The following is a 24,086-nucleotide window of genomic DNA, read 5'->3' as shown; positions in this document are numbered from 1 at the left end:
TCAATTTTAGCATAAAACGATACTTTAAAGGTATTATAAATATGGAACTCAGACATCTGCTGTATTTTAAAACTGTTGCGGAAGAACTTCATTTTACCAAAGCAGCAAGCAAACTTTTTATCTCGCAACCTCCTTTGAGCAGGCAGATTAAAGAGCTTGAAGAAGAACTTGGTGTACAGTTATTTGTTCGGAATAATAAGCGGGTTGCATTAACCAATGCAGGCAGGTATTTTAAGGTTGAAGTAGACGCCATGTTTGCCAAACTGGAAGAAAGTAAAGAAGTGGTTCGTAAGATTCATGGGGGCGTTAGCGGCGAATTAAAGATTGGTTATATCAGTTCGGTTTATCAATCGCAGCTTGCCGAAATTTTAAAATTGATGCATCAGGAATTTCCTTACCTGAAAACAAGTTTATTCGAAGTACCTACACTCGCCCAAATTAAAGAGTTAGAACATGGTGGTTTAGATGTGGGAATTTTAAGAGCTCCGGTTTTATCGGAAAAATTAAAAGTAGAATCTTTATTTTTTGATCCCTTTGTAGTGGTTATTCCTTTAACGGATCAAAAAATTGATGCAAAAAACGGACTCGCCGATTTCTTGAAGAAAAGTCCGTTTATCTTCTTTAATAAAGATTTTGCACCCCAGTATAACCAGAAACTGATGGAGATTTGCCAGCGGATGGGCTTTAGCCCCGACATTACCCATGAGGCTAACAATGTGCACTCTATATTACAATTGGTAGAAGCAGGTTTGGGTGTATCTATTTTGCCCTTGTCGTTAAAAAAGCAATATGCACAGTTGAAAGTATCTTTTATTGAATTTGATGCTATTCCCGTTAATACTGAAGTGGTACTGGCTTATAAAGAATCGAATAAAAACCCGGCCTTAACCTGGTTTATTAAACATTATACCCAGTTAAATTGAATTAATTCACTCAAAAAAGAATCTCCTCTTACTTACGATACCCTTTAATGGGTAAACACCTGTGTTTTCCGCTGTTAGTTGCATGCTCCTTTTTATGATATAGGTGGCGGTTACATTCGATGCGGTTGTTAAACATAAACACCTTGCATAAAATATTCCTATCTCTGGTTTTAAGCTAAATAGCTTGATATTTAGTTGATTGTGTCCAATTTTCTATCCTTTCTTTAACAATTTTCACCCTTTTTTAACGGATAATACACCAGTTTTGATTTAACCAAACACGTATCCTTCCTGGCTTCAGGAAGATATGAGAACGTTATAAGTATGTCTACCTAAAGCATGTTTATAAGCAATTAACCAAAACCAACAATGATGAAAAAACAACTACTTCACAAGCTAGATCTTTTGAAGGTTAATCCGGAGCAAATTAAACGCTGTGTCTCCGCTGCGTTTTTCCGTTCCCCCTTACTGCTACACCTTAAAGCTTTAACCGAAATGTTTAATGTGCTGCCTTATCCTAAAATGATCCTGGTAACACTAAAATTTGATCATGTCAAATACTTTTCATTTCCAGGTCAACATTTAATTCCGAATTAAAGCCCGGCACAAAATTACAAAGGTAAAAACAGCTAAACAGTTTCCAGCCCAAAGAAAAAGAACAACAGAACTTGATGGAGAGCAGCCCCATTAGACTTTGTCATTTCTTTTCCTGAAGCATTGCCATAAAAATGGTGTGGGAATTTATTTGCCTAAACCGAAAGGTTTGGATGGGATTGTATTGCTGTTTTTAAATAGTTAAGCCAACAAACATTATTTAAAATGAACGAAAAAAATCAAGAATTGGATCATTACATTAAAAAGCTTTCCCAGGTCTGGTCACTTAAAAACATACCAGGAAAGATGGCCTTATTTTTAATGGCATCGATCATGTTTACCGGTATACTTAGCCTTAAGTCGTACGGAAAAGAAACAGATTACCTTAGAGCCGTTTCCAATAACAGCTATTTTCAGGATACGACAAAAAAAGCAAAACAGCCCGTTTCTATCGATTCGGTTGTGTTGGTGAGTTATGTATCGAAGAGAAATGTAGATACCGTAAAACTCAGCAACATTAGTATTTATCCTTTTATTTCTTTACAGCAAGCATTAAAGAGTAACTCGAAGGGCTTATATGTACAGGAAATTACCGGGGAACCTGGCAGCGCAGATCAATCGATGTTGTTAAGGGGCTTAAGCAGGCCTTTGCTTTCGAAAACCAATATTGCCGAAGCACAACCCGCTGTTTTTATCAATGGGATTCCCTTAATCGGCGATAATCCCTTTGTTTATACCATCCAGGAGTATGATTTCTCCCCAATTGGGCCAGCCACCAATTTATTGTCTTCTATCGATCTCGATAATATTCAATCCATAAACGTGGTCAGCAATTTGGCTGCTTTATCTATCTATGGCCCACGTGCTGCAAATGGTGCAATATTAATTACCACCAAAAATGCCCATCAGGGTAACCGTGAAATTTCTATTAACAGTTATTACGGCTATGCAACCAAAAATAAGATAACCACCACCAATGGTCGGGACGAAAGCCTTTTACGCCGTATTTTTTATAATAAATATGCCACTGCCGAAGATTTTGATAAATACCCTTCGTATCTGGCTGATGCCACTAACGAAAATTATTATGGCAGATCAGACTGGACCGATCTTTACTATAAAAATTCGGCCTTACACACCATAAATGCCAGTATAACAGGCGGAACGTCGAGATCTAATTTCAGGTTTTTTGCCGGTAACACTTCTAATGCAGGTAATGCTGACGATACACGACTCAATAGGTACAATGCATCTTTTTTTATTAATGTACTTCCTCTAAAATGGCTTACCATATCAACCATGGTTAATGCTACGCGGTTAAACCGTGATAGAAACCGTTCGTTAAGAGATCGTTTTGCCGAAATGCAATATATACCCGATCTGATTAGTCCGATAGCACCCAACAAAAATATTTATGGCAACTATTTAAGCGAATATGAAAATAAAACCATCGATAATAACATCAATAATGTAATTCAGGGCTCGTTCTCTGCCAATGCAAAATATAAAAACTTCGATTTCATTACCCGGATATCATTCGATTACAATGAGGGAATGAGAGATTTATTCTATCCTACAACTTTAATGGACGGGAATAATTATGTATCCAATTTTTATGCTTATAACCAACGTTTAAATGTAGATAACTCGCTGGCTTACAATTTTACACTAAATAAAACCCATGTTTTTAAAGCATTGTTTGGGCATACAATTTCGCTCGATGTGAACAAGTACAATTACCTGCAAGGTTACAAAGGCACCAGCGATTACATCAGGATCAATAGTGTTGACGGCGACATTAGCCATAGCGATTATTTACAGCCTGAAGGTTTTTATACCAAAAAGTTTACCGACAAGCAGAAAATCAATGTCAGTTCTCTTTACAGCAGCTTTGATTATACCTTAAACAACGAGTTTTTTGCTACTGTAATTGCCCGTACCGATGGTGCATCGAATATGCAGGCCAATAACAGGTGGTTTTTTTCACCGTCGTTAAGTACCAAATGGGACATTACAAAATATATTAAAGCCGGAAAATCGATTCTCAGCAGTTTAAGTCTTAATGCCTCATATGGTCGGTTGGGCACCCTTAATATTACCGATCAGTATGGTGCTGGTCCTCAGTATGTAACCGATTTAGGCTGGAGTTCTAATAAATCAGTAGGCTCGTATGGCGGTATTGGTACTTTATCCAGACCGTATAGCTCGGGCTGGATTGGTTATGATATTCCATGGGCTTATGTAGAAGAGCTTGATCTTGGTGTAGACGGTGCCTTTTTTAACAACAGGTTGCAAACCAGATTATCCTTCTATTCTAAAAACAATAAACGGATGATTTTGGGTGTGCCGGTTAATGCCGAATCGGGATATACCAAAGAGTACAAAAGCGGATTAGATGTAAATAACAAAGGAATCGAACTTGCAGTTTCGGCCGAAATATTAAAAGCCAGAGCCAATAAAATAGGCTGGACAACAGACTTTAACATTGCTTTTAATAAAAATACGCTGAAAGCATTGCCGAACAACCTTCAGGAAATAACCATCGGAACACAAAAACTAACCGTTGGAAAACCGATTGATCAGATTCTGGTGCTGCAAAGTCAGGGTGTTTACCAAACCGATGTTGATGTTCCTGTAAATCCCGCCAATTTTCAGATGATGAGCTACAAAGGGCTGAAACTTCATGGTGGTGACCCTAAATGGAAAGACCAGAATGGGGATTATGTAATTGATGAAAACGATAAAGTGGCCATGGGCGGTTATTTGCCAAGGATCGTGGGAAATTTTAACAGTACGCTGAGTTACAAAGGTTTTAATCTTGATTTTAACATCTATTTCGCCTTAAAAAGAAGTATCATCAATCAATCTGCTGCAAATCAGCTCGATTTCATTAACAAAACCGGAAATAACAACATCAATTCTGTAAATGAGATTACTTTTTGGCAAAAAGGAATTGATGTTGCCGATTACCCGACCTATAATCCATGGAGTGCTGTTCAATCGTACCGCACCGATCAGGATATTTTTGTTGAAAACGGATCGTATGCAAAACTAAGGTCTGTTTCTTTAGGGTACGACATTTCCAGATTCAAATACTTCAGCAAAAATTTCAAGAAAATTTATGTGTACGCCTCGGCGCTTAATGTATATACCCTGAAAAGTTATACCGGAGGTGATCCAGAGCTGGTTAACTATGTGGGTGAAGACACAGGTTATGGCCTGCCCTTGCCGAGAACATTCACACTAGGTTTAAAAATTGATTTATAAGCATAAAATGATCATGAATAATAAAGTAATACCATCAAGAAGGATATTCACAGTCTTGTTTATGCTGTTCAGTACCCTGTTTATATCGGCCTGTAATAAAAAACTGGATATCGATTCGACACACCTGGTAAATGAAAGCAATAACTGGAAGAGTTTAGCTGATGCACGCTCCGCATTATTGGGCTCTTATGGCCTGTTAAGAGCGGCACTGGCCGATAATAATGCGCATTGGTTATATGGCGATGTGCGTATGGGTGATTTTAAAGCCACTTCCAGGCTGGATTTAAAAGCCATTACCGAAAATAATTTAAACGCGCCATATCCGGTTGTAAAATCGTTGAGCAACTGGCGTAAGTTTTATGCCGTAATTAACAGCTGTACGGTTTTTATCGACCGTGCGGGAGAGATTTTAAAAAACGACAAACAGTATACCGAAGAAAACTATAAGGTAGATGTTGCCCAAATGAAGGCTTTAAGGGCATTTACTTATTTTTATATGGTTCGTATATGGGGCGATATTCCCCTGATTACCGCTTCAACGGATGGTAATTTTACAGAACGCCCGAGAATAGCAGGCGAAATTGTACTGCAGTTTGCGACCAATGAACTGTTAAGCATTGTAAATAATCTGCCTTACCGCTATGGTGCAATTGAGAATGGTTTCAATCAGCAAAACTATTATGGAAAAGTAGCCCCTTATTGGGACGGCATTTTATTCAACCGGATTTCTGCCTATTCAATTCTGGCGCATATTGCTGCCTGGCAGGGAAAATACCTCGATGCGGTAGCGTATTCAAAGTTTGTGATGACCAATTTTGGCCTAAGCGGTGGTGTATATACCACAACGACCAACTTAACCAAGGTAGATGGCCTGTTTTATGGCAATAATGCCGCCCAGTTGGTTGGTTTTCCTTTTAACTACAACACAACTGAAATGAGCACCATAGGCCATATGGAAGATCTGGCGCTGGCTGCACCCATTATCGCTAAAGCTGTTCCACAGATTAAAATGCCCGATGATGTAATTGCGTCCATCTTTAACGAACCCAACGACCTGAGGTTTAGGTTCGATCCGCTTACCGGTTTGCCGGTATCTGATTATTTCAGCGGATACGGAACTTCTAATACCGTATTCAGCAAAATAAAATGCATTAGAAATGCCTCAACCGATGGCTCACTGGCCATTTACAGTTCAGCTTTAATATTTACCAGGATAGAAGAAATTACCCTGCTTTATGCCGAGTCATTGGCTGCAATAGGCAGTATGGAAGATGCTACTGATGCTTTAGATATTGTCCGGAACAATAGGGGAATAGGTCTTTACAAAGGTACCAATGCAGGGTTGATCGACGCCATTTTTGCAGAACGCAGAAGAGAATTAATGGGCGAAGGCTGGAGATGGTACGATTTGGTGAGGTATAATAAGCTGAAAAACAATGATGCAAAGTTTTTAGACCTGATCAAAAAGGGAGGGATATACTGGCCTATTGATGAAGAGGTATTGAGCACCAATGCAAAAATTACACAAAACGAATATTGGAGGTAATGATGATAAAAAGTATTAAAAATATAGCATTCTGTATGGCCATAACACTGTTTATACTTTCCTGCAAAAAGGAAGATGACGGGGCATACAATTACGAAAATGAGGCAAATGTGTTCGATGGTAATGCCTATGCTTACCTAAAAGCGCAAACCGGACAGTACGATTCGCTACTAAAAGTATGCGACCGCATTACCTGGGCAAAAGATACCTTAACAAACAGCAAAGCGATTACTTTTTTTTCGCTCACCAACCGAAACTTTTCAATTGCCTTAAATGCCCTTAATAATTTAAGGTTAAGTCAGAATAAAAAAGCTGTGGGCATTTCTAACCTGGATGTAGACCAGCTGGGGATTTTGTTAGACCGTTACATTGTTAGAAATAAAATAACCACCGATAGCTTACACTTTGCCGATGGTGCATTTTTAACCAGTACACATTTTAATTACGGTATGAATGCGCAGGAGTTAAACTCAAATGCCAGCGGGTATGTTTTTGGCGGACCAAAAGGAGTGGTGTACAGCGATATTAAAAACTCACAGTATACCAAAGAATGGAAATCGGCTACTACACAGGCGGTAAATATTGCAACCAATAATGCAATTATACACGTGCTTTCTGCTTCTCACGAATTCGGTTTTGGCGAATTCTTAATCAGGTTAAATAAATAAATCATGAATGATATGATATCAAAAAATAAATCATTTGTCTTATTCTTTGTCGCTATTGGCATACTGGCCATATTTAGCTGCAAAAAATTATTACCGAGCGATAGTGATGCATTTAATAAAGATGCAGGTTTTAAACAAACCACCTACAGGCCTATACTGGGGCGTACAACCCTCATGGGCGATAATTTTAATATCGAAAGTTCTTCCTTGCCCTTAACTTTCAAAATCGTGGCGATGCGCAATGGCGACGGCCAGACCAGCCCTGAACTTTTAAAACCTTTTCCTGTGCTGGTATGGAAAAAAGCCTACGATGGAAGCGAAAAATCTATTCAGGAAATTGAAAATAAACGCACCACAGAGCAACACAGTTTATTTGAGGTAGGCGAACACTCTGGCGAATTTATTATGTGGGCTGAGGCTAAGAGCAATATTGTTAAAGCGCTTCCCGATTCAGGTTATGTTTTTGATGTGGAGGTTTCTAATAATGGTGGTCGTAAGTATTTTAATAATCTGGTATTACAACCACAAAGGGAATTGCCTTACGAGCCAAACAGAATAAATCCGTTAACAGGGGCCAATACCGGAGGTACCATTACGCCCTCTACTATAGCAGGCATTTTCGGTGAAAAATCGGGTCAGCCTTTAAGCGCCGGCGATGTTACCATATTGTTTAATAAAACAGGCGAGGGTAATTCGCTTTCCTTTAAGTTTTTAGATACCCTGTTAAAACCTATTGACCCTGCAAAATTTAAACTGACCAACTGGACTAAGCTGGTGCATGGTTTCAACATGAAGATGACACCAACATCTGTCAAATACGATGTGGCTTACCCAATTCCCCTGGTACAGATTCCAACCCCTTATACCAATGCTGCAGGGTCGAGGGCCCGTGTAGCTTTTTCGTACGACCGGATTGGTTTTGGAGGCTTTAGGGTAGAGGCAAACCTCGGTTTAGACTTTGCCATTTTCGAAAAGGGGGATTGGGAAATCGTGATCTGGTTTAACAAGGATAACCCCAAGTTTACTAACGATTAGCACCAGAAAAATAAGTTGAACATGAGTTTTTATTATACAGATATGGCTAAAAAATACATATTAAATTTATTGCTGTTAATGACGTTAACGGTATTGGGCAGTTCAGCATGGGCCCAAAACCTGATTAGCGTAAGGGGCAAGGTTGTAGATAAGGGAGATGGCTCAGGAATACCTGCCGTAACCATTATGGCGAGCACCGCAACCCGGGCAATAGGAATGACCAGAGATGATGGTACATTTACCGTAAGCGTACCCGATAACGCAACCTTAACCTTTAAATACCTCAATTATAAAGATGTTACGATAAAGTTAAACGGTAAAAACGATCTGAAGATCGTAATGGTTGAAGATCTGACCACTTTAGAAGAAGTTAAAATTACGGTTGGTTACGGTCAAAAAACCAAAGAAACCGTAATGGGGGCAGTTACTTCGTTAAGGGGGAAAGATATACAGGATGTTCCGGTGAGTAATGTTGCCGAGCTTTTTCAGGCCAAAGTACCAGGCTTAAACATCCAGAACAACACGGGTAGCCCGGGTGCAGCGCCTAGCATTAACATGCGGGGTTTATCAGGCATTAGTGTAACCGGATCAGGCGATAATGCATTTTTAACTCCTACTTCGCCGTTGTTTGTGATTGATGGGGTACCTGTTGATTTAAATACCGACTATCAGTACGGATTTTCCAGCAATGGTCCGGGTATTAGTCCATTATCATTAATCCCTGCCGAAGATATAGACGAAATCCTTTTCTTAAAAGATGCAAGCGCAACCGCATTGTATGGTGCGCAGGGCGCTTACGGTGTAATTTTGATCAATACCCGAAGAGGTAAATCGAAAACCCCGATTATCCAGTATTCTACTAATTTTTTCTTTAATACCCCACCTAAACTACGTCAGGTGATTGGGGGCGCTGCAGAAAGCAATTTAAGACTCTGGGAAATTTACACCTATGGTGCCAACATCTACTCGGCCAGGCAGAGTGTTGATAATACCCCCATGCTGGCCGATAGTTTAAATGCTTTTTATAATAACTCTACAGACTGGCAGAGCATTTTTTACCGCTCTACCTACAACCAGCAGCATAACGTAAATGCAAGCGGTGGTGATGACTCTTTTAACTATAAAATTAACCTGGGTTATTACGACGAAAAAGGTATACAGGAGAATACAGGTTTTACCCGGTACTCGCTAAGCATGAATACCCGCTACAAACCGAGTCCGAAATTTAATGTCAACCTCATTCTTTCCAGTAGCTTGGGCAATAGCCAGAAAGGAAGTGGTAACGGTATTCTGCAAACTGGTGTTGCTTCAGGGGCAGGTTCATCTTCACTATTACCTGGTCCAAATTTAATTAACAGCAATGCTGCCCTGGGGGCATTAATTGTTGATAACGACAACAAAGCCGGCAATATTAAAACGAGTGTAGAGGCCAGGTACGAGTTTCTTACTGGTCTGGCGGTTTCCAATATTACCAGTTACGATTATTCGATGGGCACAACAGAAACCTTTAATCCGGCCATCTTGAATAACAACGTTGCAGGTGTTTATTCTTATAACGATAAGCGGAGCACACTTTACAACAGGGCGATGGTTAGTTTCAATAAATCGCTCCAAAAGGATGTTCATAATATTGGCGCTTATGTTTTCTCTGAAGTTTATGTGCGGAATTTTCAGGCGCATGCTATTCAGCAGGATCAGTATACCAACGATCAGTACCAGGGGCCATTCGGTAGTGCTTCGGCAAGTTCGGGTGGTGGGGTATTGGATAATTATTCTGATTCGAGAGCCGCTTCACTGGCCGCAAGTTTATCTTACAACTACCAAACCAAATATCTGATTGAAGCTACATTCCGTTTGGATGGAACCTCAAGCACGGGCCTTAATGCACCATGGGCTAAAAATCCTTCATTAGCCTTGAAATGGAACTTCAATAAAGAAAATTTCCTGGCCGATTCTAAATGGCTTGATGTAGGTATGTTAAGACTTTCATGGGGTAGAAATATTGCACCGGTTGGTAACGTATTTGATGCCAACGGAACATACGATTATTATGGCAATTATAACGGTATACCTACCACCGCAGTCGATTTTAATAACCTTCCAAACATTAAATTACTACCAACCACAACCACACAATACAATGCAGGTTTAGATTTAAATCTGTTTAAAAACAGGATCACCCTAAATTTCGATACCTATTATAAAATGGTTGACAACCAGTTATGGGAGAAAAACATTACCACCCATAATGCCTTTACCAAGTTAAAAACCAACGAAGTAAGCAATGTTAACTATGGTTACGAACTGGCGCTTAGTTTTAGGCCTTTACCAGCCAGCAGCAAAGTTAACTGGTCTGTTAGTATAAACGGAGCCTACAATAAAGAGAAAATTACGGCTCTTCCTGATGCAACCAGACAGCTTTTACTAGATGGAGGCGCAACTGGCCAGGCCATATTGTACAGGCTGGGCCGAAATTCGTTAACCAATATCCTGTATAATTTTAAAGGGGTATTTTCTACTGATGATGATGTTCCGGTTAACCCTGCAAACGGTACGCGTTACCACACCTTTAATGGTTCAACCCCGGTGTATTTCAAAGCCGGAGATCCCTATTATGCAGATATCAACGGCGATTATGTACTCGATGCTAAAGATATGGTGGGAGCAGGTAATTCTCAGCCGCTAATTAATGGTGGTATTAGCAGTTATGCCTCTTACAAAGGCTTTTCGCTTAATGTAATTATGGCCTATACCTGGCACCGTGACATCCTGAACAATCCTTTAGCGGCAAGTTTCCAGAATTTCTCCTCACCATTTTCGGCAAACAACTTAGTGCCGATAACGGAGTATAACATCTGGCGTCAATCGGGCGATATTGCAAACTACCCGAACCCTTACGATTATTTAAGGTACGGCAGTTACTCGGCAACCGATAAGTCTACCCAGTTTTTGCCATTCAGGTATAACCAAACCCTGTTTCAGGAAGATGGCTCGTATTTAAAACTAGCTACCGTAACCGTGGGCTATACTTTTAAGCCTGAATTAACAAAACGCTTAGGTATCACCAGTTTAAGGGTGTATGGTACGGCCAATAACATCCACACATTTAGTTTTTATTCGGGCGCCGACCCCGAAAATGTGAGTTCACTGGGCAGAGATAACTCCGGAGGTTACCCCGTGAGGAGAACATATGCTTTAGGCTTAAACATTCAATTATAAACAGGATAACGATGAAAAAAATAATATACATACTATCAGTATTACTGCTGCTGAGTGTAAATTTTAGCTGCAAAAAATTCTTAAATGTTGAGCCGCTAAGTAAGCTGTCTGGTAACAATTTCTGGAAAAATGAAAAGGATGTAGAAGGTTACGACCTGGGTTTATATCGACTGTTTAGAGAAGCTTCGATGAAGAATGTGCTTTTCGAAATCGGCGATACCCGTTGTGGGTGGGTCATCCCGTCAACAAAAGGTTATCCACCTCGTATCGATTTTGCTTATATGGCTACGAATAACCTAAAAATGGCCATCGCAGCAAGAGCCGACCGTTCTTTGCCTGGCTATGAAGCCAATGCCATTAACGAATGGTTTCAATTGAGATCGAGGTATGATCTGATTCAAAAATGGATGCCTTTTTATAAAGTAATCCAGTCGGCCAATATTATGGTAAAGGAAGTAGAAGCCATGCCCGATGCCGCCATTTCACCAGTAAAAAAGAAACAGTTTATTGCTGAAGCCGTTTTTATGCGCTGCTTATCTTATTTCTTTTTAGTGAGGTTATTTGGTGATGTGCCTTACTACACCGATGCTTACAACCAGGAAGCGCTACCCCGCACCAATATGGTTAAGGTTTTAAAAGGCTGCTTGGCCGATTTGGGCGCAGTTAAAAATGATTTACCATGGACCTACAGCGATCCCACTTTTAAAGGCATCAGGGCCATGCGTGGCGGTGCTTTAGATTTAATGATGCACATGAATATGTGGTGTGCGGGTTTTGATGCCGCCAATGCCATTGCTTATTACAACCAGGTTGATGAACTGGGGAATGAGTTGCAGAATATCGGTGTCGACCAGGAAAAAGCCTACCGTTTATTGCCTATCGAGCAAACTTATCTCATCATGTTCGGTAAATCGCAAGAGGGACTTTTTGAGGTTCAGTTGAGTGATAACATAGGAGAATCGGTAGATGATGCCAGATATAAATACTCTTTCTCTGTGGTACATGTGCCGTTTTTTAATAGCGACAGACCTTATAGTGAAATGGTTTATAAATCAGACTACATGAAGAAAATTTATCCCGAGGGTGGTACCGATAAGCGTAAAACCGTTTGGTTTGATGAAACTATTTATGACGAAACAGGTACATGGCAGTTTTATAAATTTTTCAATAGGGCAGCGCTGGTTCAATCTCTTGATGATAACCCGATTATTTTCAGGCTGGCCGATGCCATCTTATTGCATGCAGAAGCCCTGGCCGAATTAGGTCGTGATGGCGAAGCGGCAACTTTGCTCAATGTGATCAGGGCAAGAGCTGGAGCTGATCTTTTCCCTGCCAACCCGGGCGAGGGAAAGATAAAAGATGCCATCTTTTTAGAAAGAGGTAAGGAACTGATGGGCGAGGGGCATCATTTTTATGACCTGGTGCGCACCAAAAAAATAATAGATCCAAAATTTACGCCAAATCCACTCTCGTTTTCGGCATTTCAGGCAGGCGCATGGACCTGGCCCATCGATCCGAGTGCAACGATAAACAATCCTTATATGACTTTGAATAACTATTGGAGGTAATAAGCAATAAGCAAATAATAAGATTTAACCTATTAAAGAATAGATTCAATGAATAAGTTTAATAAAAATACAGTACTGCTAACATTTGCCGCAATAGTTGTGGGTTTAGCTTTTAGCTGTAAAAAATACGAACATTATATAGATGGAGGGGTAAAAGAAGCCAAGTTTGACGGTACCATATTACAATATCTCCAATCTAAACCCTTACATTTTGATACCCTTACCCAGGTGATTAAAATAGCGGGCATGGAAAGTGTTTTCAGCAATGATAACCTAACATTTTTTGCACCCACCGATCCAACCATTGGCAAAGCGATCCGCACCTTAAATAAAGAACTCTTATCGACAGGAAAAGATACCGTAACCAAACTAACCGATATAAAACCGGCCGTATGGAAAACCGTACTTTCTTTATACCTCTTTAAGGGCACCAACCGGCTTAAAGATTATGGCCAGGTTGATACACTGGCACTGAACACCTATAAAGGCCAGGGCTACCTTTCTTACAATAGCACGCCAATGAACATTGGAGTGGTGTATAATGATGCAGTAACCAATGCCGGCAGTGCTTCAGAAGTAAGGGTGAAATATGCGGGCTACAGACAGTTGATGATTTCTTATATCCCTGATTTATCAAGGCCACAGGCCTTTTGGATAAATGCACTGGTGGCTTCATCCGATATCAATCCTACAAATGGGATTGTCCATGCGCTAAAAATCGAAAAGCACTCTTTTGGATTTAGCAGTAACTACTTTAATTCGATAGCAATAGAAAATGGAATTGGGAATCAATAAAAACATCAATATGTTAAGAAATAGACAAATTTTTGGTAAAAATACCATGTGGATGGCCTGTTTGTTATTGCTGGTACTTTCCGTTTCATCATGCAAAAAGGAAAATCCCATTAGCGAAGATCCCTATGCCGGAGGTAAAGAAACATTGGGTATAAAATTCTTATCAGATGTATCCGATACAGAAGATGTAAATGGCGCAACCCAGATCACATTCGAGGTAAATGGTTTAATGCCTTTTAAGGATAAAGTAAAATTCTACATCAACGATACCGAAGCTACCATTACTAAAATAACCGATAAAACCATTACGGTGCTTTTTCCTGTAGGTGCGAGTACCGGCGGAACTACCCTGGTGGTTGATGATCAGATCTTTTTTGGTCCGGCCTACCGCGTTGAAGGTAAAGTAGAAACAGATGCCACTTTTGCAGCCAATACCAGCGCTACCGTTATCAGGCAGATTTTACCCCTGCCCAATGGCAACTTGGTTATGGTGGGCTCATTTAATAACTACATGGCTGCTGCCACTGTTAAAAAGCCCATAAACAATATTGTATTAACCAATTCCAATGGTTTTATTACTTCAGGTTTTTCAACCGGAAAAGGTGCCAACGGTTCTATATCTTCTATTTTCAGACTGGCAACAGGTCAGTTTATTGTGGGTGGTAGCTTAACCAAATACAACGATCGTGATGGCATTAGCAGTATCACTAGATTAAATACAAACGGTTCTTTAGATTCTTCGAAGGTTGAAGTAGTGGGCACAAGCTCAGATCGTTCGTACGATACCGTAGCCACTTTTAACGGCGGGGTATTGGGCTTGGTGAATAAGGTTTTTAACTATAACAACAGCATTTATGTGGTGGGCAGCTTTAATAACTACGCTGAGTATTTCTACGAACGTTCAACCAGAGATAATAAAGTGGTGGGCTATACCAAATTAAACGGTTTGTTAAAAATGAGTATGGAGGGTAAAATGGACTCTACCTACAATTTCAATAAAACGGCAAACCTGCCATATGCTGGTGGTAACGGACCGATTAGCGATGCCTTAATGCAGAGTGACGGCAAAATTATCCTGGTTGGTTCTTTTACCAATTATCAGGGCCTGAGTGGCAACCGGATTGTAAGAATCGGTACAAACGGGCTGGTGGATCCAACTTATCCCTCAGGAACAGGTGCCGATGATGCCATAAACGCCATTACCTATAGTGCAACTTCGGGCAAATACCTTGTTGCGGGAGTATTTAACAATTACAATGGTTTTGCCACAAAAGGCCTGGTGATGTTAAATGCCGATGGTACGGTAGATAAAAGCCTGGTGTTAAGGTCAATCGAAGGGGGGAGCATCAGTAAAGCCTACCAGCTAAAAAGCGGTAAGATATTGGTGTTTGGATCCTTTAAAAAGTATGACGGCATCGTTAGACAGGGTTTTATGATCTTAAATCCAAACGGAAGTTTAGCTGCCGGATACAATAACACTGGTAAGTTTCAGGGCATCGTGAACGATGTGTACGAAAGTGTAGATATTTTCGGAAACCCTACCGCACTTATTGCAGGTGCAATTTCTCTTTTCGATAACCAGCAGGTTTCAGGTGCTGTCCGCATCTCTATTAAACCATAAAATAATGTTGTTATTAAATAATCATACAATGAAAAGTAAAATAGAAAAGTCAGCATTTATAGTTAAACTAACGGCCGTTTTAGTCGTTTTAACGATTTCTATAATTTCTTGTAATAAAGAATTAGCCGACAGAAAGGATTTCTCTAACAATACCGGAGGCAATGTTATTGATGCACAGCAGCAAAAAGTATTGTACGTGATTGTGGATGGTGCCAGGGGAGAGTCGGTTTTTAAATCCCCAACGCCCAATTTATCTAAAATGATCAAGAATGGTATGTTTACCATCAATGCTGTATCGGATGAAAACGGCCTCAACGCTACTTCATGGGCCGATATGCTTACGGGCGTAGACAAGACCAAACATAAGGTAATTAGCGAGGATTTTTCGAACAATAAACTTGCCGATTATCCAATGTTTTTTAAACGGGTTAAAGACAATACCAGTTTAAGAACAGCAGCTTTTAGCATATCTCCGGCACTGAGTACCAAACTGGTTACCAGCGCAGATGTAAACACTTCATTTTCGAGCGATGAAGCCGTAAAAACAGCAACACTGGCCGAATTGGCCAATAAGGATGCGGCTGTAGTGCTGGCTGAATTTCAGGGTGTAGATAAGGCCGGTGCACAATATGGTTACGATGCCAGTGTACCGCAATATGCAACGGCCATAAGCAATATCGATACTTACATTGGCGAGCTAAATACCGCCATCAAAGCACGGCCTAATTTTAGCAAAGAAAACTGGCTCATCGTAATTGCTTCAAACAAAGGGGGCGATTACCCGGTCATACCGGCTTTAATGGATCAAACCTTGTATAGTAAACCCTTGTTAAATGGCTTTGTTATCCTTTACAACCCTAATTTCAAATCGACCATTTATAACAAACCTGCTAATTTAAATTCATTGCCCTATTCAGGCAGTTATGGAAAATTAAATGGCGATACCATTGCCAGTGTTGATGCCGCCAAATCGAATCTCTATAATTTTGGTACCACTGGCGAGTATACAGTAGAGTTTAAATTAAAAGTTCAATCTTTCGGAACACAGAATGCACCAATATTTTTTAAAACAGCCAGTCCGGCCAATGGAACCACTGGCTGGTGGATTATCCATAACGGATCGAATGGTACCTGGAGGCTGGGCGGTTTGGCTTCTGCCGCGATCTCTACCCCAACCACCAAAGCCATGGAAGTTAATCAATGGTATCATATAGGCTTTAAAATCTACTTTGTGGGTACCGTGAGGTATGTGCAGATGTTTCAGGATGGCGATCCAATTGGTTCTCCAACGGTAATAACGGGCAGGAATGTAAACAATACTGAACCTTTAGTTGCCGGGTATCGTTCGGGATATGGCAATAGTGCTACACAGTTTATAACCGACATCAGGATTTTTAATGCCGCCGTTCCCGATGCGGTTATAAAAGATTTTGCCTGCCAGGTGCTTTTAGATAGCAGACACCCCAACTATAACAATTTAATCGGTTATTGGCCGGCACTCGATGGCACGGGGACCCTGATTAAGGACCAGAGTAAATCGAAAAGTGATTTTGTTTTCCAAAAATCTACCCAGTGGCAGAGCTTTGAAGATTACGACAATAAATTCTGTATCAAGCCAACACCAGAACTTTATAAAATAGTACCAAGAGGCATCGATATACCACGATTTATTTTAGGCTGGCTGAACATCAATGCAACAGGTTTTAACCTCGATGGAAAAGTTTGGACACCGATTTACACTAATATTTTAAAATAACTGAGCCATGAGAAGTAAAAAAATAATAGGCTTAACCTCAGCTTTTGCAGTTCTTTTGCTGCTTACCCAATCCTGTAAAAAGGATTATGGCTACTCTTTTGAAGATGGCTATAGCAAAACTGAAGTAGTAGATACTTTTGGAAACCAGGACCTGGATACCTCAAAATATAAGATTGATAGGACACAGTTTAACCTGGCGAGGGTTTTTCCAGGTTTGGTGGCGATTTCTGAACCTCGGATTAAAAATACCAAGGTAACCCTCGACTTTGATTTTGTATATGCCAATAATGCCAACCTCAGGATTTCTGTACCACCGCAGGGATGGTTCAGCACGGGAATGTATGCACCTGCCGGCGAACTCATCCAAATTGATGTTCCGGCGGGCGAATATGGAATGATTGCCCAGATAGGAGCATGGGATGATGATTTAACCAGCCTAACGACAAAGTTAAGGGCCCCCGTTATTTACACCCGCCATAACCTTGCGCCAGGTAAAAACCTGATCCGCAATTTATATGGTGGCCAGGTTTATATCATTCCACCAAGAGCGCTTGGCAGAAAAATAGATTTCTATTTCACGGGAACAGTTAAATCGCCAGATTTTGTGCTGGGCGAAACCACAGATGAAGAGTGGAAAGCCATGATTGCCAAAACAACAGTTCCTTTTTTCGAGCTGCGTGGCAAACGCATCATTTTTACTTTGCCGCTTTCACGTCTGGCTAAATTCCCAATTGCCAGTCCAACCGCTTTAATGCAAACCTGGGATGAGCAGATTTTACACTGCTACTGGGAATGGTATGGTTTATCAGAAAATGCAGCTGATGCCAGAGACTTAAATCCGATGTTGCCCTGGCGAATTGTACACGACATCCAACCTTCAGTTGGGGCGCAGCATAGCGGTTACCCGGTGGTAGCAATGGCCAATGATAATTATTTCGCACAGGCCGTAACGTTAAGCGGGGTGGTGGGCCAGAACTGGGGTACTTATCACGAGCTGGGGCACAACATGCAGATGAACAATACCTGGAACTTTGACGGTAACGGTGAGGTTTCGAACAACATTTTTTCTTTAATGGTAACCAAGTACCATGGTTATAAGCACAGTAATTATAAACGCATGATGACGGCTGCATTGGCTTTTGTAACACCTACTGGTACCAAATCATACGCTAATGCATCAGAAGATGCTAAACTAGGCATGTTTATCCAGTTGATGGAACGTTATGGATATAGTTTTATCACTTACCTCGCTACCGAAGCCAGGCACGCAAGGTTTACCTCAAACAACAACCAGGATAAGATCGATTTCTTTTACGAACGTTTATCGGAGTTTGCCAAAACCGATATGGAGCCTTTTTTAACCAAGTGGGGGATTACGGTAAGTGCGGTTTCCAAAGCTAAAATTCAGGCAAAATATCCATTGCTAACCGAAACCGTTTGGTTGTCTGATCCAAGTAAATAATAGTTAATAATAAAATAAACCAACAATGAAGAATTATTCACTTTGTTTAAAAAAATACAGCGTATTGACCATGCTGCTGCTCTGTGCCGTTATTTTTGGTTGTAAAAAGTATTATGATCCACCGGCCGTTTTCGAGAAACAGGAGATTGTTTCGGTTAAAAAAAGAAAGGTATTATTAATCGGTATTGATGGTGCTACAGGAGAGGATGTGAAAAAAATTATGCCTCCGGTTATTGCTTCCATATTGCCCAACAGTAAATATTCATGGCAGAGCAGAAGCGATGCTCCCGTAAGCGATGCCGGAACCTGGAAAAATATCATGACGGGGATCGCCACCATCCATAAAATACAGGATAGTACCTTTATCGTTCCTGAAAGTGCCAGCGAGCACGATGCAGTTGTAGAGTATCCCTCGTTAATTGAACGTTTGCAGGCTACCCCTAAAATGAGGTATTCTGTAGCGGTTTCGCCCTGGAACACCCTGGTTGATCGCTTACTTCTTTACGCTGATGAGCCGATTGCGGTGAACAACGATGCCGCTGCAGCCGATACGGCGGTTAAAAAAATAGGGATTAATAAGGCCGATTTAATAGTGGTCAACTTTAACCAGGTTAACCAGGCCGGGCTTAAATATGGCTATTCTGCTGATGTACCAGAATATAAGGCCGCGGTAGCGCAGGTAGATACTTACCTTGGTAAATTACTGGAGGCTGTTAAAGCCAGAAAAACATACGCGAATGAAGAATGGTTAGTGGTCATTACCTCCAATCATGGTGGCATAAACAAAGGTTTTACCAGCCAGACGGAGCGGGAGCGTAACTCCTTCAATATTTACTATAACCCGGCTTTTAAAAAGGTAGAAATAGATAATGTGTCTTTAACTGATGCCTTTTTATTTCCGGCAGCTAAAGCCGTTACTGATGTGAAGGCGGTGCTAAGTGCTGCTAATGCCAGCATTTACGATATTGGTAGCGCAGGCGATAAAACCATTCAGATAAAAGCTCAGGTAAAATCAACTGCGGGTGCAAATCAGCATGCTGTGATATTGTCGAAATTAAACGCTTCATATGGTACTGTTAACGGCTGGGAGTTCATGGTAGAACTGAGTGCAACCTCCACCAGAAGGTTTAGAGTAGTGATGGGCTATAATTCATCAACCTTAATTTATGCATATGCACCTGCTAATTTCGATCTGAATAAATGGTACGCCATAACCCTAAAAATCTATACAGATGCAGGTAAAAGAATGGCTGTTTTATATGTGGATGGAGTGCCAGGCACAGCAGTTGATATCACAGGAAGGAACATCGGTACGGTACCTTATGATCTGATTTTAGGTAATATTAACTCCGCAGTAAATACTTCATCATATGCCGTAAACGATATCGCCATATACAATAAAGCCCTTTCAGATACAGAAATTAAAAATTATACCTGTAGTGATGGTGTTGCAGTTGGTGATCCAAATTTAATTGGGTATTGGCCTTGTAAACAGGTAAATGGTAATAAGCTGCTTAATCAGGCACCTGTTGCGGCAGGTAAAGACCTTGTTTTTAGTGGAAATGGAGGCGCATGGAATGCCTTTGAAAAACCGGTATGTAACGCAACTGCACCATCAGGCAATACGGTTATGGCGGTTTCCAATTCAGATATTGCTTCGCAGATTATTTATTGGTTTGGGGTTAATATAGAAGATTCATGGAAGTTAAACGGGAAATCGTGGCTGAAACTCTACGAAGTGGAATTTTATAAACCGTAAATCAACAATAGATTTTAAATCATAAATATTGATGGATCTGCATCTTTTTTAGCTATGCAGATTCATCATTACTAAAAAATATATAGATGAAACACAAATACTATATCATCATTGTGAGTATTGCCCTGTGCTTTGCTGCCTGTAAAAAGTTTGCCACTGAAGCACTGAACGATACCACTACACCAAAAGAAACGCTGGATATTAAAGTGATTAATGACGATGACCAGTTGCCAGTGGCTGGGGTTAAAGTAATTATTAGTCGCCAAACTACAGGAACCGGCACCTATACGCAGGTAGATACCATTAGAACCGATAAAGACGGCCTGATCAAAACAAAATTACCCTATCCGAATAATATTAAGGTAGAAGTAGATACCACATATTATCACAAAGGTGAGCAGGCTGTTTATTTTAATGCTGCTGCAAGTATTCTTTTGCACACTACCCCAAAGTTTGGTATGGCACCACTGAACATAGCCGTTAAGGATGAGCAAAATGTAAGTATTTCTAACTTTCCTTTATTAATTGATACCAAAGCACCGGGCGCTGACACTTATACTTCTACCGGAGGTTTAGAACATGCAGGAACTGACGGACAGCTGGTGGTATCGTTACCTTATCCAAATGTGGTAAGGGTAGTGGTGGGCGATACCATGAAGTATTTTCCCGATACACTTTTGGCAACGCTTAAAAATGTGAAGGGTGGTGCTGTAAATCTGATCGCCAGGCTTAAGCCCCTAACCGTTCCATTAGAGATTACCGTATTGGATAAGGATAATAATGCATTACTGCCTGGTATTGATGTGGCCGTTCTGCAAAAACTGACTGGTGAAACTGATTTTAAAGATATTGGCTTATTGGGCACAACCGGCAGCGATGGAAAGTTGATTTTGAATGCTCCATTTGAAGGCGAGGTGAAAATCAGAACAACAGATCCCTCTTATTTCTTCCCTGATTCTGTAATTACCCGTCTGGCTTATGAAAAAAATCGAAAAGTAACCTTAAAATCGAAAAAACTGAGTCCCAAAGCCCCTGTTGATGTGTTGGTTTACGATCAGGCAAATAATCAGATTTTACCTGGTGTAACGGTTAATGTGAGTTCGAAAATTACCGGCGAAACCGCGTTTAAATTAGATACCACTGCCGTTACCGATGAAAATGGAAAATTGAGTGTACGGATACGTTTCTCTGGGGATATGAAATTTGAAGTAGTAAATGATACTTATTTTGCTTCGAAATCCATTACCGCAGTAAATACGGGTTCGGCAGCCAAGCAGGTTAGTCTTCCGCTAACGCTTAAAACAGCAACCTATCCTGAACCCATACTTTCGAATTTGATGGTGAGTTCACTGACTTTGAATAATGGAATTAGTTTAAACGCCCCTACCGATGTAGCAAACGATAAGCGGGGCAATATTTACATTTGCGACCAGAACAACAACCGCATTATACGGGTAAGTAGAAACGGTAATACCACCGTTTTAGCCGGAAGTGGTACGGCCAGCAGCGTAGATGGAACCGGAACAGCAGCTACATTTAACAAGCCAAAAGGGATGGTACTTAGCCAGGCTGGAACCGAGTTATATGTAACTGAATATTCAGGTCATAAAGTAAGGAAAATAACCATTAATCCAACCAATATGGCAGCTACTGTAACCACCATTGCAGGTAGTGGTGCAGCAGGTACTGCAGATGCCGTTGGAACAGCGGCCACATTTACCAATCCTAGCGGGATTGATTTAGATGAAGCAGGTGGTGCCTTATACCTGTCAGATTTATCGGCAAGTACATCAGTTGGCAGAATTCGTAAAATAGTATTAAATACCAATACGGTTAGTACACTTGGTACAGCTACAATATATGCTCCAAATGCCATTGCCCTAAATCCGAATAAAACATCACTTTATTTAGGCGCCTTTGGAAATACCTTCGGATCTACTGAAAGTTATCTCTTTAGGGTGACCGTTTCGTCGGGCGCGAGAACTGTATTAAAGCAAACCAAAACCAGCAATTTTAACGATCCTTCAGGGATATTTATTAGCCAGGCAGGGGTAATTTTTGTTTGTAGCGAGAAAGCACATTCTATCGCAAGAGTAACAAGCGAAGTAACAACCAATTCCACATTTGGTTTACTGGCCGGATCGGGTACAGACGATAGCATCACCGGCGTTAATGCGGTAACCGGTACTTCCGGAAACGTTGATGGCGCTGCCACTAATGCCAGGTTTAATCTCCCTTGGGCAATAAAATACAATACCTATGGTGGTTATTTCCTGATTGCCGATCAGGGCAACAACAAAATCAGAATCATGAAATCCAGTACGATTAATTAGTGAATGTAGCAAGCTGATTAAGGGCTATTGATGAGATTGCAAAAAGGCTGTTCTTCAATGAGAGGACAGTCCTTTTTTACGGATTTCAAAATATGTAGAAATCTGGTTGGCAGTATTTTTTCAAAAAGAACGGTCGACTGTATAAAAACGAGGTCTTAAAAATGGAAGATGTTGGAATATATCCTGAAAAGGTAGTTGATTTCAGATTTTCTACCTTATCATTTATAATTTTCACCCTCTTTTAAACTTGTAAAAGCACAAATTTGCCGCAACCAACATCAAAGCCTATGTTAAGGCTCAACACAAAATGAATAATACAAATTTACCTAAACTATGAAAAAATTATTGTTCGCCATATGTTTTCTGGCTGCAGCAGTAATGGCTAATGCACAACAGGCAGCTGATGATAAAAAAGCAATGAAAAACCTGCTCGACAAGCAGTTTGCATTTGCACAGAAACAATATCAGTTACTGGCCAAAAATACACCGGCAGACCGCATGCCAAAAACCTATTATGCCAAAAATAATAAACTGGAAACGAGCGACACCAAATGGTGGTGCAGTGGCTTTTATCCTGGTTCGCTGCTTTATATTTACGAGTATACAAAAGATTCCGGCACCTTAAAAGAAGCAGAAAAACGCCTTGCGGTACTAGAGAAGGAGAAACATTACACCGGAAACCACGATTTAGGTTTTATGATGTTCTGTAGTTTTGGCAATGCCTACCGCATAACTGGTAATGCTTTGTATAAACCAACCATCGATACGGCTGCTGCTTCGCTGGCTACACGCTACCGTCCGGCTGCTAAAGTAATCCAATCGTGGAACAGCAGTAAACAATGGAAAGGCCCGGTTATTATTGATAATATGATGAACCTGGAGTTACTGGCCTGGGTATCCGATCATGGTGGCGATCCGAAATACAAGAAAATTGCCATCAATCATGCCGATACTTCGCTTAAAAACCATTTCAGGTCAAACTACAGCTCTTATCACGTGGTAGATTACGATATGACTACAGGCAAAGTACTGAGAAGAGGTACAGCCCAGGGGGCATCTGACGAATCGGCCTGGAGTCGTGGCCAGGGCTGGGGCTTGTACGGTTATACGATGATGTACCGCTTTACCAAAAACAAACACTATCTTAATCAGGCAAAAAACATCGCCAAATTTATCATCAATCATCCGAATATGCCTGCCGATCAGATTCCATATTGGGACTTTAACGCACCGAACATTCCTGATACTTACCGTGATGCTTCTGCTGCGGCGGTGATTGCATCAGGTTTGTTAGAATTAGGGCAGTATGCAACAAAAAGCGAGCAGAAATTATATGTAAGCGAAGCAAAAAAAATGATTATTTCACTTTCATCTGATACCTATCGTGCAAAACTGGGTGAAAATGGTGGCTTTCTGCTCATGCACAGTACTGGCGCTTTACCACTGAAATCGGAAGTCGACGTTCCGCTTAGTTACGCCGATTATTACTATCTCGAAGCGCTAATGCGCTATAAAAACTGGTATTTATAACACACATAAA

15 protein-coding genes are annotated in these 24,086 nt (G+C 40.7%); all 15 read left to right on the top strand.

All coding sequences use genetic code 11. The features are described 5' to 3' along the window. Nucleotides 1-41 precede the first annotated feature (41 nt). The 15 genes from AC07YT_RS05330 to AC07YT_RS05260 all read left to right on the top strand — a co-directional run bounded on the left by AC07YT_RS05330 (nt 42) and on the right by AC07YT_RS05260 (nt 24,076). A complete protein-coding gene (locus AC07YT_RS05330; RefSeq protein WP_086547161.1) occupies nt 42-923 on the top strand; it encodes a LysR family transcriptional regulator in 882 nt (293 codons plus the stop codon). A 369-nt stretch (nt 924-1,292) separates the two neighbouring features. Continuing rightward, nucleotides 1,293-1,520 (top strand): hypothetical protein, encoded by a 228-nt coding sequence (locus AC07YT_RS05325; RefSeq protein WP_086547160.1) that lies wholly within the window; start codon nt 1,293-1,295, stop codon nt 1,518-1,520. Between the two features lie 222 nt (nt 1,521-1,742). Continuing rightward, nucleotides 1,743-4,784, top strand: coding sequence for a SusC/RagA family TonB-linked outer membrane protein (locus tag AC07YT_RS05320; protein WP_086547159.1), 3,042 nt, complete (start codon nt 1,743-1,745; stop codon nt 4,782-4,784). Nucleotides 4,785-4,797: 13 nt separating this feature from the next. Further along, nucleotides 4,798-6,330, top strand: coding sequence for a RagB/SusD family nutrient uptake outer membrane protein (locus tag AC07YT_RS05315; RefSeq protein ID WP_494945197.1), 1,533 nt, complete (start codon nt 4,798-4,800; stop codon nt 6,328-6,330). A 35-nt stretch (nt 6,331-6,365) separates the two neighbouring features. Beyond that, the gene (locus tag AC07YT_RS05310; RefSeq protein ID WP_145954262.1) at nt 6,366-6,998 is read left to right on the top strand and encodes a hypothetical protein; all 633 of its coding nucleotides are present in this window, start codon (nt 6,366-6,368) and stop codon (nt 6,996-6,998) included. 3 nt (nt 6,999-7,001) lie between these two features. Beyond that, nucleotides 7,002-8,033, top strand: a complete 1,032-nt coding sequence (locus AC07YT_RS05305) for a DUF5007 domain-containing protein (protein ID WP_086547156.1) — start codon at nt 7,002-7,004, stop codon at nt 8,031-8,033. Between the two features lie 21 nt (nt 8,034-8,054). After that, nucleotides 8,055-11,252 (top strand): SusC/RagA family TonB-linked outer membrane protein, encoded by a 3,198-nt coding sequence (locus AC07YT_RS05300; protein WP_086547155.1) that lies wholly within the window; start codon nt 8,055-8,057, stop codon nt 11,250-11,252. Nucleotides 11,253-11,263: 11 nt separating this feature from the next. Next, nucleotides 11,264-12,820 carry a RagB/SusD family nutrient uptake outer membrane protein gene (locus AC07YT_RS05295; RefSeq protein WP_086547154.1) on the top strand — a complete coding sequence of 519 codons (1,557 nt, stop codon included), beginning with the start codon at nt 11,264-11,266 and terminating at the stop codon, nt 12,818-12,820. Between the two features lie 48 nt (nt 12,821-12,868). After that, nucleotides 12,869-13,615, top strand: a complete 747-nt coding sequence (locus AC07YT_RS05290; protein ID WP_145954261.1) for a fasciclin domain-containing protein — start codon at nt 12,869-12,871, stop codon at nt 13,613-13,615. Nucleotides 13,616-13,625: 10 nt separating this feature from the next. Further along, the gene (locus tag AC07YT_RS05285; protein ID WP_494945196.1) at nt 13,626-15,236 is read left to right on the top strand and encodes a DUF5008 domain-containing protein; all 1,611 of its coding nucleotides are present in this window, start codon (nt 13,626-13,628) and stop codon (nt 15,234-15,236) included. Between the two features lie 28 nt (nt 15,237-15,264). Next, nucleotides 15,265-16,992: an alkaline phosphatase family protein gene (locus tag AC07YT_RS05280; RefSeq protein WP_494945195.1), complete on the top strand. Its 1,728-nt coding sequence runs from the start codon at nt 15,265-15,267 to the stop codon at nt 16,990-16,992. A 7-nt stretch (nt 16,993-16,999) separates the two neighbouring features. Continuing rightward, a complete protein-coding gene (locus tag AC07YT_RS05275) occupies nt 17,000-18,454 on the top strand; it encodes a M60 family metallopeptidase (RefSeq protein ID WP_086547151.1) in 1,455 nt (484 codons plus the stop codon). Between the two features lie 25 nt (nt 18,455-18,479). After that, entirely contained in the window at nt 18,480-20,213 is a 1,734-nt protein-coding gene (locus AC07YT_RS05270; protein WP_086547150.1) for an alkaline phosphatase family protein, read from the top strand. A gap of 86 nt (nt 20,214-20,299) precedes the next feature. Then, complete coding sequence (locus AC07YT_RS05265; RefSeq protein ID WP_086547149.1) at nt 20,300-22,546, top strand: NHL domain-containing protein; 2,247 nt, start codon at nt 20,300-20,302, stop codon at nt 22,544-22,546. Nucleotides 22,547-22,879: 333 nt separating this feature from the next. Beyond that, the gene (locus AC07YT_RS05260; RefSeq protein WP_086547148.1) at nt 22,880-24,076 is read left to right on the top strand and encodes a glycoside hydrolase family 88 protein; all 1,197 of its coding nucleotides are present in this window, start codon (nt 22,880-22,882) and stop codon (nt 24,074-24,076) included. Nucleotides 24,077-24,086: the final 10 nt, after the last annotated feature.

The sequence above is a fragment of the Pedobacter sp. GW460-11-11-14-TSB4 genome, from assembly GCF_059423705.1.
The sequence above is the reverse complement of the archived record's forward strand: the minus strand, read 5'-3'. Positions and strand labels throughout refer to the sequence as shown.